The organism is Intrasporangium zincisolvens, from assembly GCF_034724055.1.
In the GTDB taxonomy this organism is placed as follows: domain Bacteria; phylum Actinomycetota; class Actinomycetes; order Actinomycetales; family Dermatophilaceae; genus Monashia; species Monashia zincisolvens.
This window is the reverse complement of record NZ_JAWIIL010000001.1, coordinates 31,324-46,770: the sequence shown is the minus strand read 5'-3', so window position 1 is coordinate 46,770 and position 15,447 is coordinate 31,324. Positions and strand designations below refer to the sequence as shown.

Annotated in this window: 15 protein-coding genes; 8 read left to right on the top strand and 7 right to left on the bottom strand. The window is 73.9% G+C overall.

Annotated features, from left to right (window positions below; translation table 11 throughout):
• Positions 1–43: 43 nt before the first annotated feature.
• Positions 44–1,060: a LacI family DNA-binding transcriptional regulator gene (locus RY076_RS00250; protein ID WP_323095290.1), complete on the top strand. Its 1,017-nt coding sequence runs from the start codon at positions 44–46 to the stop codon at positions 1,058–1,060.
• A gap of 176 nt (positions 1,061–1,236) precedes the next feature.
• A complete protein-coding gene (locus RY076_RS00245; protein WP_323095289.1) occupies positions 1,237–2,532 on the top strand; it encodes a glucoamylase family protein in 1,296 nt (431 codons plus the stop codon).
• A gap of 13 nt (positions 2,533–2,545) precedes the next feature.
• Here the strand turns inward: RY076_RS00245 and RY076_RS00240 are convergent, their stop codons facing one another.
• On the bottom strand, positions 2,546–3,463 hold the full coding sequence (locus tag RY076_RS00240; RefSeq protein WP_323095288.1) for an SDR family oxidoreductase: 918 nt from the start codon (positions 3,461–3,463) through the stop codon (positions 2,546–2,548).
• Between the two features lie 194 nt (positions 3,464–3,657).
• Between RY076_RS00240 and RY076_RS00235 the strand changes: the two genes are divergently transcribed.
• From RY076_RS00235 to RY076_RS00220, 4 genes are all read left to right on the top strand, one after another.
• Positions 3,658–4,134, top strand: coding sequence for a hypothetical protein (locus RY076_RS00235; RefSeq protein ID WP_323095287.1), 477 nt, complete (start codon positions 3,658–3,660; stop codon positions 4,132–4,134).
• A gap of 165 nt (positions 4,135–4,299) precedes the next feature.
• Positions 4,300–5,619 (top strand): ABC transporter substrate-binding protein, encoded by a 1,320-nt coding sequence (locus tag RY076_RS00230; protein ID WP_323095286.1) that lies wholly within the window; start codon positions 4,300–4,302, stop codon positions 5,617–5,619.
• Positions 5,620–5,684: 65 nt separating this feature from the next.
• Complete coding sequence (locus tag RY076_RS00225) at positions 5,685–6,596, top strand: carbohydrate ABC transporter permease (RefSeq protein WP_323095285.1); 912 nt, start codon at positions 5,685–5,687, stop codon at positions 6,594–6,596.
• Positions 6,596–7,447, top strand: a complete 852-nt coding sequence (locus RY076_RS00220) for a carbohydrate ABC transporter permease (protein ID WP_323095284.1) — start codon at positions 6,596–6,598, stop codon at positions 7,445–7,447. Before RY076_RS00225 ends, RY076_RS00220 begins: the two co-directional genes overlap by 1 nt.
• 80 nt (positions 7,448–7,527) lie before the next feature.
• Here the strand turns inward: RY076_RS00220 and RY076_RS00215 are convergent, their stop codons facing one another.
• From RY076_RS00215 to RY076_RS00190, 6 genes are all read right to left on the bottom strand, one after another.
• Positions 7,528–8,265, bottom strand: coding sequence for a GTP cyclohydrolase II (locus RY076_RS00215; protein WP_323095282.1), 738 nt, complete (start codon positions 8,263–8,265; stop codon positions 7,528–7,530).
• A complete protein-coding gene (locus RY076_RS00210) occupies positions 8,262–9,146 on the bottom strand; it encodes a RibD family protein (RefSeq protein WP_323095281.1) in 885 nt (294 codons plus the stop codon). The genes RY076_RS00215 and RY076_RS00210 overlap by 4 nt, the downstream gene beginning before the upstream one ends.
• On the bottom strand, positions 9,139–10,143 hold the full coding sequence (locus tag RY076_RS00205; protein WP_323095280.1) for a lysylphosphatidylglycerol synthase transmembrane domain-containing protein: 1,005 nt from the start codon (positions 10,141–10,143) through the stop codon (positions 9,139–9,141). The genes RY076_RS00210 and RY076_RS00205 overlap by 8 nt, the downstream gene beginning before the upstream one ends.
• A 157-nt stretch (positions 10,144–10,300) precedes the next feature.
• Positions 10,301–11,332: a glycosyltransferase family 4 protein gene (locus RY076_RS00200; protein WP_323095279.1), complete on the bottom strand. Its 1,032-nt coding sequence runs from the start codon at positions 11,330–11,332 to the stop codon at positions 10,301–10,303.
• Positions 11,333–11,342: 10 nt separating this feature from the next.
• Positions 11,343–11,738: a 6-pyruvoyl trahydropterin synthase family protein gene (locus RY076_RS00195; RefSeq protein WP_323095278.1), complete on the bottom strand. Its 396-nt coding sequence runs from the start codon at positions 11,736–11,738 to the stop codon at positions 11,343–11,345.
• 3 nt (positions 11,739–11,741) lie between these two features.
• A complete protein-coding gene (locus RY076_RS00190; RefSeq protein ID WP_323095277.1) occupies positions 11,742–12,743 on the bottom strand; it encodes a zinc-dependent alcohol dehydrogenase in 1,002 nt (333 codons plus the stop codon).
• A gap of 154 nt (positions 12,744–12,897) precedes the next feature.
• On the opposite strand from RY076_RS00190, the gene RY076_RS00185 reads away from it, so the two are divergent.
• Together RY076_RS00185 and RY076_RS00180 are read left to right on the top strand one after the other, a co-directional pair.
• Positions 12,898–13,740, top strand: a complete 843-nt coding sequence (locus tag RY076_RS00185) for a CDP-alcohol phosphatidyltransferase family protein (protein WP_323095276.1) — start codon at positions 12,898–12,900, stop codon at positions 13,738–13,740.
• The gene (locus RY076_RS00180; RefSeq protein ID WP_323095275.1) at positions 13,737–15,404 is read left to right on the top strand and encodes an alkaline phosphatase family protein; all 1,668 of its coding nucleotides are present in this window, start codon (positions 13,737–13,739) and stop codon (positions 15,402–15,404) included. The genes RY076_RS00185 and RY076_RS00180 overlap by 4 nt, the downstream gene beginning before the upstream one ends.
• The last annotated feature ends 43 nt before the right edge of the window (positions 15,405–15,447 follow it).

Genomic DNA, 15,447 nt, shown 5'->3' with positions numbered 1-15,447 from the left:
CGAAAGGGCCTCGGTGACGACAAGCAGCGACGAAGCGCGCCCGGTGACGATCTACACCGTGGCCGAGCGTGCCGGTGTGTCCATCGCCACCGTCTCGCGCGTGCTCAGTGGCTCCACCCCGGCCTCGGCCCGCACCCGGCAGCGGGTGCTGCGCGCGGTCGAGGAGCTCGAGTACGTGCCGCTCCGGGCCGGCCGCCCCGTCGACGTGCCCCAGCACGAGACGCACGGCCTGATCCTGCCGGGCCTGCGCGGCCCGTACTACTCCGAGCTGCTCTCCGGCTTCGAGTCGACGGCCGCGGCCGACAACCAGTCGACGGTCGTGCTCGTCTGCGACGCGTCGAAGGACGTCGAGGCGGCGGTGCGCCGGATGCTGGCGCGGGTCGACGGCATCGTCATCGCCAACGACACGATCTCCGACGCGGCCGTGCGCCAGATCGTCCGCTCGACGCCGACGGTGCTCGTCGCGCGCGACGCCATCGAGGGTGCCGACGCCGTGCAGGTGGAGAACTTCATCAGCTCGGCCGAGCTGACGCGTCACGTGCTCGACCACGGACGCCGACGCCTCGTCTTCGTCGGCGACACCGCCACCTCGCACGACGTGTCGGAGCGCTACCGCGGCTTCCAGCACGCGCTCGCCCGCAAGAGGGGCGAGGAGGTGGCCCCGCCGATCGACGTGCCGTACGAGGAACACTCGGGTCGGGCCGTCATGGAGGGCCTGCAGGCGATCGAGGCGTCACACGGTCCGGTCGACGGGCTCGTCTGTGCCAACGACGAGCTCGCGCTCGCGACGATGGTGCTGCTGGCCCGGGAGGGGCGCGTGGTGGGGCGCGACCTCGCGGTGGTCGGCTTCGACGACATCATGACCTCCCGCTACCTCGCCCCCGGCCTCACCACGGTGCAGCAGCCGATGCGCGAGCTCGGGCGCTGGGCCGCGATCCGCCTCCACGAGCGCATCGGCGGGCGCACCACCGACGTGCACCCCCAGGTGCTGCCGACGCGTCTGGTCGTCCGCGGCTCGTGCGGCTGCGACTGGGACCAGGCGTCCGTCGCCGGCGCCTGACGCCCCCACACCCGACGCGTCCCCGCGTCCCTGCCCCCGCGCTCCTCGCGCTCGCCGACCGACCGCCACCACCCGCGTCGGCCGGCGGTTCCCGTGCTCACCCACGCCCGACGCATCACCTCGTGGCGGTCCGTCGGCCGCCACCCGCGAACCCTCCTCTCCCCCAAGGACCCTGCATGCCTGACACCGACCTGCTGACCCGCTGGGCCGCCGACACGTGCCGCTCGTTCGAGGCCATGACCGACCCCGACAGCGGCCTGCCCACGGACAGCATCGCAACCTCGCTCGACCCCACCACCCGCAGCGGCTACACCTCGCCGACCAACATCGGCGGCCTGCTGTGGTGCACCGTCGCCGCCCGCGACCTCGGCCTCGTCGACGCTGCCGAGGCCCGCGACCGGCTGCGCCGCCTCCTCGTGACCCTCGCCGGGATGGAGGTGCACGACGAGTCCGGGATGTTCTTCAACTGGTACGACGACCGCACCGGCGACCTGCTGCACCGGATGCCCGACGGCGGCACCATCCACCCGTTCCTGTCGAGCGTCGACAACGGCTGGCTCGCGGCCGGCCTCATGGTGGCGGCAGCCGCCGAGCCCGCGGTTGCTGCCGAGGCGCATCGGGTGCTCGACCGGATGCACTTCGGCGCCTTCCACGACGCCGCGGCCGGAGGTGCCGACGGCGGGCCGCGCGGCCGGCTGCGCGGCGGCTTCTGGGTGGCCGACCCCGGCCAGGAGACCGTGTCGGCCGCCTACGTCGAGGGCCACGCGCCGGTGCTGCACACCCCGCACCACTACGACCTGCTCGACTCCGAGCCGCGCATCGCCAGCTACGTCGGCATCGCCCACGGCCAGATCCCCCCCGAGCACTACGCCTCGCTCGACACCCCGGTGCGTCTCTACCGCGGCCGCGACGTCGTGCCGACGTACGGCGGCTCGATGTTCGAGGCGCTGATGCCGACGGTCTTCGTGCCCGAGGCCGCGTGGGCCCCGGACACCTGGGGCGTCAACGAGGCCCGCACGGTGGCCCTCCAGCGCGAGTACGCCCTCGACGAGAAGGCCTACGGATACTGGGGATTCAGCCCCTGCGCCAAGCCCGGCGAGGGCTACGGCGTCTTCGGAGTCCCGCCCATCGCGTGGGTCGAGGGCGGCTACCCGAGCGAGGAGGACGGCGAGGTCGTCGTGACCCCGCACGCGTCGGCGATGGCCCTCATGGTCGAGCCCGACGCCGCCACCGACAACCTGATGCGCCTCGAGCGCGACCTCGGTGCCTACGGCCCGGGCGGCTTCGTCGACGCCGTGGACGTGCGGACCGGCCGCGGCGCGGGGCGGTACCTGTCGCTCGACCAGTCGATGGTGCTCGGCTCGCTCGCCAACGTGCTGGCCGACGACTGCCTGCGCCGCTGGTTCTGCACGCCGGACGTCGAGGCCGTGCTGCGCCCGGTCGTGGAGGCGCGTCGGATGCCGATCGCCTGACGCACAGGGCGCGTCAGTCGGGCAGCGTCGTGCCGGTGAGCTTCTCGGCCACGGCCCACAGCGACGCGGCGAGCTCGGGCTTGCGCGCCGACCGCGGCTGGGGCACGAGCCTCGCCGCTCCCGCCATCCCGAACCGGCCGCCCGGCCCGTAGAAGGCACCCTGGGTGGCGGTCGGGTCGGCGATGGCGCACAGGAGCGGCTCGGTGCCCTGCTCGACCTCCTGCACAGGCAGCACCGAGATGCGGGTGTAGAGCGGCGGCTTGGCGCCCTCGCGGCCGAGGCTCGCGCCGGCGACCTGCAGGTTGGTCCGCGTGTAGCCGGGGTGGGCGAGGGTGCTGAGCAGCGGCCACTCGCGCTCGGTGGCCACCCGCGCCAGCTGCAGGCCGAAGAGGCTGTCGGCGAGCTTGGACTGGGAGTAGGAGCGCCACGGGCTCCACCGGCGCGAGGTCCACTGGAGGTCGTTGAAGTCGATCTTCCCGAACGCCGCGACACCGCTCGTCATCGTCGCCACCCGCGGCCGGTCGCCGGCGAGCACGAGCGGCAGCAGGAGGTTGGTCAGCGCGAACGGGCCGAGGAAGTTCGTGCCCATCTGCAGCTCGAAGCCGTCGACCGTCTCGAACCGCTTCGGCGGCGCCATGACCCCGGCGTTGTTGACGAGCACGTCGATGGGCCGCCCCTCGGCCAGCAGCTCGCCGGCGAAGGTCCGCACCGAGGCGAGGTCGGCGAGGTCGAGCCGGCGCACCGTGACCGAGGCGTCCGGCGTGGCCTCGAGGATCTCCGCGCGGGCGGCGTCGCCCTTGTCGGTGGAGCGCACCGCCAGAACGACCTCGGCGCCGGCGGTCGCGAGGCGTCGGGCCGCCTCCTTGCCGGTGCCGCTGTTGCTGCCGGTGACGACGACGTGGCGACCGGTGAGGTCGGGGAGCTGGTCCATGCGCGGTGCCTCTCTGGAGGGTGTGGCGGTCGGGCTGGCTGGCGGGCGGCCGCCGGGGGAGCGGGCTGGGCCCGATCCTCCCTGACAACGCGCGAGCCCGCCCGGGGATGCCCGGGCTGGGGAGCCGCTTGCCAGGCGGTCGTACGCTGGACGGGTCACCGGTCGGGTCTTCGCGGGCAGGAGGAGGTGGCGTCATGGGTCGCTGGCGGGACGAGTGGACGGCCGTCGAGTGGTTGACGCTGCGCCTCGCGCCGGTGTGGGTGCTGAGCGCCCTGGCCGGCCGGGTCCGGTTCGACGAGGACGAGCGCGGCGCGTTCTGGGACGCCGCCACGACGGCTGCCCTGCGCAGCGAGGGCCCGGGCCGCGAGGTGCTGGCCGGCGCGGCCGCCGAACGAGCTTGGCTCTTCGACGAGTTCGAGCTCGACGGGCGTAGCGTCGTGTCGGGCATGCTCGCGGTCACGCGGCTGCTCGAGCGGATGGACGTCGTCACCCGCGAGGACGTGCGCCGCACCGTGCTGCGCATCGGTGAGGGCGTGGCCCTGGCCCGCGGACCGTTCGGCCGGCGCATCCTGCCCGAGGATGAGCAGACCCTCATCCTCGTCGGCGAGCTGCTGCGCACCGCGTCCGAGACAGCGGCCGACAACCCCCTCGACTCGCCCGCCGCCATCTGACCGGCGCGCCCCGGCTCACCAAACCCCCGGAGCCCGCGAATCGTCAACGCCTGCAAAGGCGACGGTCCGATATGCGGCTTACGATCGAGCGCGGACGGGTATCTGTTCAGTCAGGGCCCGGCCGACACTCGGTGCCCGTGCCACGGGCAGGAAGGACCCAGGGGAATGACGGACCAGCAGACCCAGCTCACCCAGCTCTCCGGCGCGTTCAGCCGCCGACGCCTCCTCGGCCTCGGCGGGGCGGCGGTCGTCACCGGCGCCCTCGCCGCGTGCGGCAGCAACACCGGCCGCGAACCGGCGGCGTCCGGTGGGGCCACCGGGGGCGGAGGTGGCGGCGCGTCGATCCAGCAGTGGTACCACCAGTACGGCGAGGCCGGCACCCAGCAGGCCGTCGAGAAGTACGCCGCTGCGTACAAGGACGCCACGGTCAAGGTCAGCTGGAAGCCCGGCGACTACGACCAGTCCACCGCGGCCTCGCTGCTGACCGACGCCGGCCCGGACGTCTTCGAGTACGGAAACGGCCCGACCATCGACATGATCAAGGGCAACCAGGTCGTCGACCTCACCGACCTGCTCGGCGACGCCAGGAGCGACTTCAACCCCGGCATCCTCAAGCGGATGACCTACCAGGACAAGGTCTGGGCCATCCCGCAGGTCGTCGACATGCAGCTGCTCGTCTACCGCACGTCGATGCTCGACAAGGCCGGCATCCAGCCCCCGCAGACCATCGACGAGCTCATCGCAGCGGCCAAGAAGCTGACGCAGGGCAACGTCAAGGGCCTCTTCCTCGGCAACGACGGCGGCGCGAGCCTCATGGGCGGCCCGATGCTGTGGTCGGCAGGCCTCGACTACCTCACGGAGAGCAACGAGTTCGGCTTCGACGACCCTCGCGCCGCCACCGCCCTCGGCAAGCTGCGCGAGATGTGGGAGGCCAAGGTGCTGCTGCTCGGCGCCCCCAAGGACTGGTTCGACGCGTCGGCCCTGACCTCCGGGCTCGCAGCGATGCAGTTCACCGGCCTCTGGACCTTCCCCGACATCAAGAAGGGCCTCGGCGACGACTTCGGCGTCATGGCCTGGCCGGCCCTCGACGGCCAGGGCAAGGCGTCGGTGCCCGTCGGCGCCTACGGCTCGTGCGTCAGCGCCAAGGCCAAGGACGTCGACGCCGCGAAGAAGTTCGCCAAGTGGCTCTGGGTCGACCAGACCGCCTACCAGCTCGACTTCGCCACCGCGTACGGCTTCCACATCCCCTCGCGCACGAGCCTCATCGGACAGGCTTCGACGCTCAAGGAGGGTCAGGCCGCCGACGCCGCCAAGCTCGCCACGGACGTCGGCCACGCGCAGAGCCCGCTGCTGTGGACGCCCAAGTGCGCCACGGCCTTCGGCGACGCGATGAACCGCATCGTCAAGGAGGGCGCCGACCCCGCCGAGGAGATCGCCAAGGTCAAGGCCGTCGCCGAGCCCGAGCTCAAGCGGGTGCTCGCCTGAGCGCGCCCGCGACCACCCGGCTGGACGCGTCGCGCCCCGCGTCGACGCGTCCGCCGCGCCCTCCGGTGGGCCGGCGGCTGCGGGGCTACCAGAACCGCAACGTGTGGTTCTGGCTCTTCGTCGGGCCGTTCGTCGCCGGGCTCGTCGTCTTCGTCTACGTGCCGATCGCGTGGTCGGTCTACCTGTCGTTCTTCGAGTCCTACAACACGGTGACCCCGACGAAGTTCGTCGGCGTCGGCAACTACCTCGACATGCTGCGCGACCCTGCCTTCCGCAGCAGCCTGCTCACGTTCGTGGCTTTCGCGGTCTTCATCGTGCCGACGACGTTCGTGCTCTCCCTCGGGGCGGCGCTGCTCGTCGCGCGGACGCGGTTCATGCAGGCGTTCTTCCGCTCGGTGTTCTTCCTGCCGACGGCCTGCTCGTACGTCGTCGCGGCCCTCGTGTGGAAGATGTCGATCTTCAGCGGCATCCGCTCGGGCCTGGCCAACGCCGTGCTCGGCTGGTTCGGCGTCGACTCGATCCCGTGGCTCAGCCTCGCCGACCCGCCCTGGTACTGGCTCGTCATCGTCACGGCCCGGCTCTGGCTGCAGATCGGCTTCTACATGATCCTGTTCATCGCCGGCATCCAGCGGATCAGCCCGACGCTCTACGAGGCGGCGGCCATCGACGGCGCCGAGGGCTGGAAGGTGTTCCGGCACATCACGCTGCCGCAGCTGCGGGCGACGTCGACGGCGGTGCTGCTGCTCCTGCTCGTCAACGCGTTCCAGGCGTTCGACGAGTTCTACAACATCCTGTCGACGTTCGGCACCTACCCGCCCTACGCCCGTCCGCCGCTCGTCTACCTCTACTACACGGCTCTCGGCTCCGGTCAGGACTTCGGCCACGGCTCGGCCGGCGCCGTCATCCTGACGCTCATCATCGCGGTCGTCGCCGTCGTGCAGGGCCGGCTGCTGCGCATCGGGGAGAGGGACGCCTGATGGCCATCGTCCGCAGCAGGCGCCGGTCCCGCACCGCCGGGTGGGCCCGGTACAGCGCCCTCGTCGTCGCGGCGTTGCTGTTCCTCGTGCCGTTCTACCTCGTCGTCCGCAGCGCGTTCATGCGCGAGAAGGACCTCTCCTCGCCCGACTTCCACTGGCTGCCGCCGACGTGGAACACGGCCAACCTCACCGACCTGTTCGCCAACCCGGCGATCCCGATGGCCCGCTCGCTGCTCAACTCGGGGCTCATCGCCGTGACCCAGACGATCGGCGTCCTCGTCGTGTCCGGACTGGCCGGCTACGGCCTCGCGCGGATCCCGTACCGCTGGTCGAACGCCGTCTTCTACTCCATCACCGCGACGCTGCTCATCCCCGCGGCCGTGACCTTCGTGCCGAGCTTCGTCCTCGTGTCGACCCTCGGCTGGATCTCGACGCTGCGCGGCCTCATCATCCCGGGGCTCTTCCAGGCGCTCGCGACGTTCCTGTTCCGGCAGTTCTTCCTGAACTTCCCCAAGGAGATCGAGGAGGCCGCCTTCATCGACGGCCTCTCGTACTGGGGCACCTTCTGGCGCATCGTCGTGCCGAACTCGGGCGGCTTCGTCGCGGCCATCGGCACCATCACCTTCATCGGCTCGTGGAACGCCTTCCTCTGGCCGCTCGTCATCGGCCGTGACCAGGAGTCGTGGACGGTGCAGATCGCGCTGTCGACCTTCCTCACGGCGCAGTCGGTGCAGGTGAGCCAGCTGTTCATGGCGGCGCTCGTCGCGATCCTGCCGCTGCTACTGATGTTCCTGTTCCTCCAGCGCTGGATCGTCCAGGGCGTCGAGCGCACGGGCATCGCCGGCGACTGACGCGTCTGACCTCCCGGTTCGAGGTATCTGCGCGGCCTCCGGGACGCGCGAATACCTCGAACCGAGGTGGGGCGGCAGCTCTAGGCGGGGGGGAGTTCGAGCGTGTGGGCTCCGCGGGTGGCCTTCGTCGACAGGTACTGCGCGTTCGCGGGGGACACGTGCACACCGGTCGGCACCTGCCGGGTCACCTCGATGCCGAGCCGCTCGAGCTGGGCCGGCTTGTCGGGGTTGTTCGTCAGCACCTGCACCCGCGGCAGGTCGAGCGCGAGGAGCATCTGCGCGGCCACGGTGTAGTCGCGCTCGTCCGGGCCGAAGCCGAGCGCGACGTTGGCCTGGTAGGTGTCGAGGCCGGAGTCCTGCAGCACGTACGCGTCGAGCTTGGGGTAGAGGCCGATGCCACGGCCCTCCTGGCGCAGGTAGAGCAGGTAGCCGCCGGTGGCCGTGAGCCGGCGGACGGCCTCGTGCAGCTGCGGTCCGCAGTCGCAGCGCTGGCTGCCGAAGACGTCGCCGGTCAGGCACTCGCTGTGCAGCCGGACGAGCGGCGGCGCCTCGGGGCCGTGGGCGCGGCGGCGTGAGGCGCGGGCGGGGTCGGCGCGGTCGCCGAGGCCGAGGGCGATGTGCTCGAGCCCGTCGACGAGGCCGGTGAACGAGTGCGCCAGCGCGGTGGTCTCGAACCCGTCGGCCAGTGCGATCGGCACACGGACCGCGGCCCGGACCGACGCCGGTGGCGGGGCGCTCGCGGCGGGTCGGATCGGCGTGACCGCGCCGGTGGGCGCGGCCCCGGCGTGGCGGTGTGAGCGGGTCATGGGCTGCGTCATGCGTTCCCCCTGGTGCCGTGGTCCAAACCGTCGGCCGTCTCGTCGAAGCGGGGCGACAGGGCATAGCGCAGCAGGACGACGTCGCCGATCTGGCGCACCTCGGCCAGCCGGGCGCGCCGCCGCTCGTTGAACGGGAACGCGGCGTCGCCGACGAACCGGGTGGCGCGCGAGCTGCCGACGAAGAACGGCGCGACGACGAGCTGCAGCTCGTCGGCGAGGTCGGCGGCGAGCACCTGGGTGTGCACCGTGCCGCCACCTTCGACCATGAGCCGGCCGACGCCGCGCGCGGCGAGGTCGGCCCAGACGCGTCGGAGGTCGCAGGCGTGGCCGGCGTCGACGACGGTGGCGCGGTGCCCGACCCGGCGGCGGGCCGACTCGAGCGCGGGGGAGGCGCAGTAGACGAGCTTCTCGGCGTCGTCGGCGGCGAAGAACCGGGCCGCCGGGTCGAGGTCGGCCCGCCGGGTCAGCGTCACCTTCGTCGGTGAGGCGGGCAGGCCACGAGCGACGCGCTCGGCGCGGCGGGTGGCCGACCGGACGAGCAGGCGGGGGTCGTCGTGGCGGATCGTCGCCGCGCCGACGAGGATCGCGTCGGACGCGGCCCGCTCGGCGTCGACGCGGTCGAAGTCGTCGTCGTTCGACAGGAGCAGCCGCTGCGGCGTCGGGCTGTCGAGGTAGCCGTCGATCGACATCCCGCAGCTGAGCACGACGTACGGCCTCGCAGTGGACCGCGCCGACGCGTCGGGCGTCGTGGACGCGTCGGGCGTCGGACGCTCGCCGGCGCCGGTCGGGCGCGCAGTGGGCGCGTCCGGCCGGTGGGTTCCGGTCTTCGGGGCCGCCCGCGTGCTGCGCAGGGCCGGGGTGCCGTCTCCGACGTCAGGCACGGGCGCCTCCCACGACGCCCTCGGCGCGGTCGGGCGGGTCGACGCGCACCCGGCCACCCGCGCGGCGGGGTCGGTGCGCACCGTCGCGGAGCAGCACCACCGCTCCGGGCAGGCCGGCCACGATCACCAAGCCGCCGTAGACGACCGCGACGACGACACCCTGGGCGGCACCGAGGCCCGCCACCCCGAAGGCCCACGCGGCCGCACCCTCGCGCGGGCCCCACCCGGCGACGTTGAGGGGAAGGGCCGCCGCGAGCAGCACGACGAAGGCGATCGGCACGACCCGCATCGGGGTCACGGCCACGCCGGCGGCCCGCGCGGCGAGCAGGAAGGTGGCGAGGTGGCCGGCGACAGCGATGGCCGACGCGGCGACGACCCCGGGCCAGACACGTCGGGCGAGCAGGCCGTTGCGGACGTCGCTGGTAAGGGCACGAGCCAGGCGGCTGGCTCGGGAAGCGCTGTCGCGCAGTCGGATCCGTAGGAGGAGTGAAACGGTGACGACGAGTGCGAGCCCGACGGCGCCGATTGCCGCGACGTGGTCGGTGACCACGGACCGCAGCGGTGACGCCACCGCGACGAGCACGGCCAGCGCGAGCCCGACCTGCACCACCTGCCCGGCGGTCCGCTCCCACACCACGGCGCGCACGCCGCGGCCGACGTCACCGGCCGAGCGACCGTGCGACACCGCGCGGTGCACGTCGCCGGCCACCCCGACCGGCAGCGTCACGTTGAGGAACTGGGCCCGGTACGAGGCGGCGACGGCATCGGGCAGCGACAGCTCGAGGCCGAGACCGCGCGCCACGAGCACCCAGCGCCACGCCACGCACAACGTCGAGACCGCCGCGACGGCCAGAGCAGCGACGGCCGCGAGCGCGAGGGCCCGGGGGTCGACGCCGCGCAGCGCGTCACCCAGGGCTGCGGGTCCCACGCGCCACGCGAGCAAGGCCACGAGCGCGCCGATGCCGAGCACCCGCAGCCATCGTGGAGTCCGAGCCATCACCGCCTCCTTCGTGCACGCGGGGCCGCCGACGCCGAAGAGGCGCCATCTGCGAGGACGCCACCCGGCGCCGCCAGGTTCAGCGGCGTGGCCTCGACCTCGACCGGTCTGTTCCTCCACTACCCCGTCGGCCGTCACCCGAAGCGTCGACCGACGATCAGGGGCAGAGCGTCCCGAGCACGGCGGCTACCTGTCGTGCCGTCTCCGACCACGGTGCCAGGGTCTCGCGCCGCGCGACAGCCCCCGTCCGCAACCGTCCGCGCAGCCCCGGGTCGGTCAGCCAGGCCCGCAGCGCCCCCGCGAGGGCGGCCGGGTCGCCCGCCGGTACGAGCAGCCCGGGAGCTGGACCACCGGCGCCACGCACCGTCTGCGGCAGGCCGCCGACGTCGCTCGCGACGACCGGGAGGCCGCGGGCGAGGGCGTCGGCGACGGCCATCCCGAACGTCTCGGACCGTGAGGGCGCCACGAGCAGGTCCGCCGTCGCGTACGCGGCGCCGAGGGCGTCGGCCGTGAGCGGCCCCGCGAAGGTGACGCGGTCGGCGACCCCCGCTCGACGCGTCCGCTCCACGACGCCGGCCGCGAACGGCGCGTCGACCTCGAGCGACCCCGCCACGACGCACCGCCACGGCAGGTCGGTGAGGGTGGCCAGGGCGTCGGCGAGCACGTCGAGGCCCTTGAGCGGGGTGACGGCGCCGGCGCAGAGGAGCGACCCGCCTCCGGGTGAGCCGACCGCGAGCGGTGCCGAGTCGGTGCCGGGCTCGGCGATGTGGACGCGGGCGGGGTCGAGGCCGTGCAGGGCGACGACCCGGTCGCGTGACCACGCGCTCGTCGTGACGACCGCGGCGGTCGCGGCGAGCACCGCGCGCTCGGGCTCCCCGCCGAGGGGCAGGTGGACGAGCACGACGAGCGGCACTCGGCGCGCGAGGGGCACGAGCACGTCGGGCGAGCGTGAGGCGAGCAGGCCGTCGACGAGCACGGGCGCCCCGGCACCGACGCGTCCGACCGCGTCGGCGAGGGAGCGCCGCCCCACGGCGTCGGGCTCGGGCCACCGCCCTGCCACGAGCTGCTCGCGCACCGTCCAGCCCAGGTCGGCCAGCCCCGCGAGGACGCGTCGGTCGTAGGTGTTGCCGCCGCTCGGCCGCGCGGGGTCGTGGACCGCGTCGGGGAGGACGGCGTGGAGGGTCGGCACCCTCAGCCCCTCACACCGTGCGCTCGTACGACGCCCATGCGACGTGCGACTCGTGCAGCGTCACGACGAGCCCGGTGAGCCGGCCCGGCTCGGTGCCGAGTGCGCCGGCCGCGACGCGCTCGGCGAGGCGGTCGGCGACGAGGCGGGCGAGCACCTCGGTGGAGGTGTTGCGCACGAGATCGGGCTCGTCGTCGAGGTTGCGGTAGCTGAGCGCCCCGACGACCTCGTGCACCTGCTCGGTGGCCAGGCCGATGTCGAGCAGGATGCCGTCGGCGTCGAGCTCGGGCCCGCGGAAGGTCGCGTCGACGACGAACGTCGCGCCGTGCAGGCGCTGGGCCGGCCCGAACCGCTCGCCCTCGAAGCTGTGCGCGACCATCATGTGGTCGCGGACCGTGACGCCGAACATCGCTCAGCCCTCGCTGTCGTCGGTGGAGTAGGTGATGGCGTGGCAGATCGCCGGGAGGCTGCCGTCGGTGAGTCGAGGCAGCACGTCGGGCAGGTCCTCGAACGGCGAGCTGCCCGTGACGAGCGCGTCGAAGGCGTCGTCGTGCAGCAGGTCGAGTGCGAGGGCGAGCCGCTCCGAGGTCGAGTAGCGCGACCGCCGCGCCGGGGACACGACGCCGACCTGGCTGGCGCGGATGCCGAGCCGCCGCGAGTGGAACGCCCCGCCGAGGGCCAGCTCGACGGTCTTCTCGCCGTACCAGCTGAGCTCGATGACGGTGCCCTCCGGACGGAGCAGGTCGAGGGCGGTCTGCAACCCGACCGAGGTGGCGCTCGCGTGGACGACGAGGTCGCAGTCGCCGAGCGGAAGGCGGTCGGTCGCCGGGTTCGCGAACCCGACGCCGAGCCGCGCGGCGGTCTCGGCACGAGACGTGTCGACGTCGACGATCGTGCACTCGACGCCCGGGAACCGCCCGAGCAGACGCGCGACGCTGCAACCGACCATCCCGGCCCCGACGACGGCCACGCGGTCGCCGAGCAGGGGCGCGGCGTCCCACAGCGCGTTGACGGCGGTCTCGACGGTGCCCGCGAGGACGGCTCGCTGCGGCGGCACCCCGTCGGGCACGACGACGACGGCCGTCGCCGGCACGACGTAGGCGGTCTGGTGCGGGTGCAGGCTGAAGACGGTTCGCCCGCGCAGGGCGTCCGGCCCCTCCTCGACGACCCCGACGGACAGGTAGCCGTACTTGACCGGCGCGGGGAAGTCGCCGTCCTGGAAGGGCGCCCGCATCGCGTCCCACTGGCTGCGCGGCACGGCGCCGCGGAAGACGAGCGTCTCGGTGCCGCGGCTGACGCCGGAGTGCAGCGTGCGCACGAGCACCTCGTCGGGGCCGGGAGCGCGCACGGCCTCGGGCCGGATCTCGCCCCTGCCGGGCTCGACCAGCCAGAACGCCCTCGCGTCCGTCGCCACGGCGCCAGCGTAACCACGCCCGGCCGCCTCGCAGCCGTCGCGACGCGTGAACCGGGGGGTGGCGGTCGGCGTCCTTGGGTGCGATGCGGGCTGCGACGTGGGCTGAGATGTGGGCCCGGTGCCCGCCCGACGAGCCGGAGGTAGCGTGGGACGAATGGTTCACCGGGGCCCTGCTGTCGGGCTCGCCACGTCGGTGGCGCTCGTCCTCGCCCTGACGGTCGGGGTGGGCGTCGGGCCCGCGGGGCTCGTGGTCGGGTTCGCCTGTGCCGCGGTGCTGCTCGTGCTCGTCACCGTCGGCCTCGCGGCGTCCGGACGCCTGGCGCCGGGGCCGGCCGACGGCGTCACCCTGGCGCGGGCGGTGCTGACCTGCGGCGTCGCCGCCCTCGTGGTCGACGCGGCAGTGAGCCACGTCGACGGCGGCGCCGGGACGCGGACGGCGGCGCTCGTCGTGCTCGCGTCGGTCGGGCTGACCCTCGACGCCGTCGACGGGCGCGTCGCCCGGCGCACCGGCACCGTCAGCGCCTTCGGGGCCCGGTTCGACATGGAGTCCGATGCCGTCCTCATCCTCGTGCTCGCCGTCCACGTGGCCCGCGACCTCGGCTGGTGGGTGCTCGTGGTCGGGGCCGCCCGGTACCTGCTCCTCGCCGCCCAGCGGTTCGCGCCGTGGCTGCGTCGCGGGGTGCCGGCCAGGCGGTGGCGCAAGGCTGTCGCCGCCTACCAGGGGGTCGGGCTCACGGCGGCGGCCTCGGGGCTGCTGCAGCCGGCGGTCGCGGTCGGCGTCGTCGGGCTGGGGCTCGCGGCGCTCGCGGTGTCGTTCGGCACCGAGGCCGCGACGCTGTGGCGCCTGCGCGTCGCCATCGCAACCACCGCGGCCGACCGCGTGACCGCACCCGAGTCCACGACAGCCGCCCGGCCCGTGGCCGTGACCTCAGGACGCGCCGTCATCGTGACGATGGCCGACGCGCGGGTCCTCATCGCCCAGCGGCGGTCCGGATGACCGAGCCGGGCCCGGCAGCGGGTCGGGCGCGCCGACGCGTCGGGCCCGGCCCGCGGGTGCGCCGCGGAGCCGGCGTCGCACTCTCGGTCGTCGCCGGACTCCTCGTGTGGGTGGCGCTGACCGCACCCGAGGCCTCGGCCCTGATGCGACCGGCCGCGTTCCTCCGCGTGCCGGTCGAGGCCCTCGTGCTCGGCGCGCTCCTCCTCGCCGTGCCACGGCGGACGGGCCGGTGGGTGCGCCGCTGGCTGCTGCCGCCACTCGGACTCCTGCTCGCGGTGCTCCTGCTCGTCCGCGTCCTCGACATCGCGTTCCGTGACGTCTTCTACCGGCCCTTCAACCTGCTCAGCGACTGGCGCTACGCGTCGTCCGGGTTCGAGCTCGCCAGCGACGCGTCGGGGCAGACGGTGGCCCTGCTCGCGGCGGTGGGCGTCGCGCTGGCCCTTCTCGGGGTGCTCGTCGCCGTGCCGCTGGCGCTGCGGCGCGTCGCCGGGGTCATCGACCGGCACCGGGCGGCGGCCCGACGCGTCCTGCTGGGCATGACCGCGGTGTGGGTCGCCGCCGCGGTCTCCGGTGCGGCGCTCGCCCCGGGCCTGCCCGTCGCGGCGTCGAGCACCGTGGCCCTCGCCGACGCGCAGGCCCGCAAGGCCGTCCACGACGCGCGCGACCATGCGGTCTTCGCGTCCGCCATCGCCACCGACTCGCTCGCCGGTACCGACGCGTCGGGGCTGCTCGGCACGCTGCGCGGCAAGGACGTCGTCGTCGTCTTCGTCGAGAGCTACGGAAAGGTCGCCCTGACCGCGCCCGTCGTCGACCGCTCCCTGGCCAACGGCACGAAGGCGCTTGCCGCGCAGGGTTATTCGATACGAAGCGCCTGGCTGACGTCACCGACCTTCGGCGGCTTCAGCTGGCTGGCGCACTCGAGCATCCAGTCCGGTCTGTGGGTCGACAGCCAGCAGCGCTACGACCAGCTCGTCACGACGCACCGGCTCACCCTGAGCCACGTCTTCGCCAAGGCCGGCTACCGCACCGTCGACGTCGTGCCCGCCAACTGGCACGACTGGCCCGAGGGCCGCGACTTCTACGGCTACGACCACGTGTGGGACGCCCGCACCCTCGGCTACCGCGGCCCCGGCTTCGGCTACGCGCCCATGCCCGACCAGTACACGCTGTCGGCGCTCGACCGCCTCGAGCTCGCGCCGTCGCCCCGCAAACCGGTCCTCGCCGAGGTCGACCTCGTGACGAGCCACATCCCGTGGGCGCCCCTGCCGCGCCTCGTCGGCTGGTCGAGCCTGGGCAACGGCTCGGTCTTCGCGGCCCAGGCCGGCAAGGCCGCCCCGCGCGAGGTCGTGTGGCGCACCGACGCCGGGGTGCGCGACGCGTACGCGCAGACCGTCGCGTACTCCCTCGACAGCGTCGTGTCGTGGCTGTCGAGCACGCGCGACCGCAACCTCGTCGTGCTCGTCCTCGGCGACCACCAGCCCGCCAGCGTCGTCTCGGGCGACAACGCGTCGCACGACGTGCCCGTCGCCCTGCTGACCCGCGACGCCGGGGTCAGCAGCCGCGTCGACGCGTGGGGCTGGCACGACGGGCTGCGCCCCGACGCCGGTGCCCCGGTGTGGCCGATGAGCGCCGTCCGCGACCGCATCCTCACCGCGTTCCGCTGAACCGACCCGGCCCGGCAGGCGTCGTCAAGGGTGTCCACCGAAC

Excerpts from the sequence above, each read along its gene's own strand:
- RY076_RS00205 (WP_323095280.1), bottom strand. The coding sequence starts at position 10,143 with ATGGCTCGGACTCCACGATGGCTGCGGGTGCTCGGCATCGGCGCGCTC.
- RY076_RS00180 (WP_323095275.1), top strand. The coding sequence starts at position 13,737 with ATGACCGAGCCGGGCCCGGCAGCGGGTCGGGCGCGCCGACGCGTCGGG.
- RY076_RS00240 (WP_323095288.1), bottom strand. The coding sequence starts at position 3,463 with ATGGACCAGCTCCCCGACCTCACCGGTCGCCACGTCGTCGTCACCGGC.
- RY076_RS00195 (WP_323095278.1), bottom strand. The coding sequence starts at position 11,738 with ATGTTCGGCGTCACGGTCCGCGACCACATGATGGTCGCGCACAGCTTC.
- RY076_RS00215 (WP_323095282.1), bottom strand. The coding sequence starts at position 8,265 with ATGACGCAGCCCATGACCCGCTCACACCGCCACGCCGGGGCCGCGCCC.
- RY076_RS00235 (WP_323095287.1), top strand. The coding sequence starts at position 3,658 with ATGGGTCGCTGGCGGGACGAGTGGACGGCCGTCGAGTGGTTGACGCTG.
- RY076_RS00185 (WP_323095276.1), top strand. The coding sequence starts at position 12,898 with ATGGTTCACCGGGGCCCTGCTGTCGGGCTCGCCACGTCGGTGGCGCTC.
- RY076_RS00220 (WP_323095284.1), top strand. The coding sequence starts at position 6,596 with ATGGCCATCGTCCGCAGCAGGCGCCGGTCCCGCACCGCCGGGTGGGCC.
- RY076_RS00230 (WP_323095286.1), top strand. The coding sequence starts at position 4,300 with ATGACGGACCAGCAGACCCAGCTCACCCAGCTCTCCGGCGCGTTCAGC.
- RY076_RS00245 (WP_323095289.1), top strand. The coding sequence starts at position 1,237 with ATGCCTGACACCGACCTGCTGACCCGCTGGGCCGCCGACACGTGCCGC.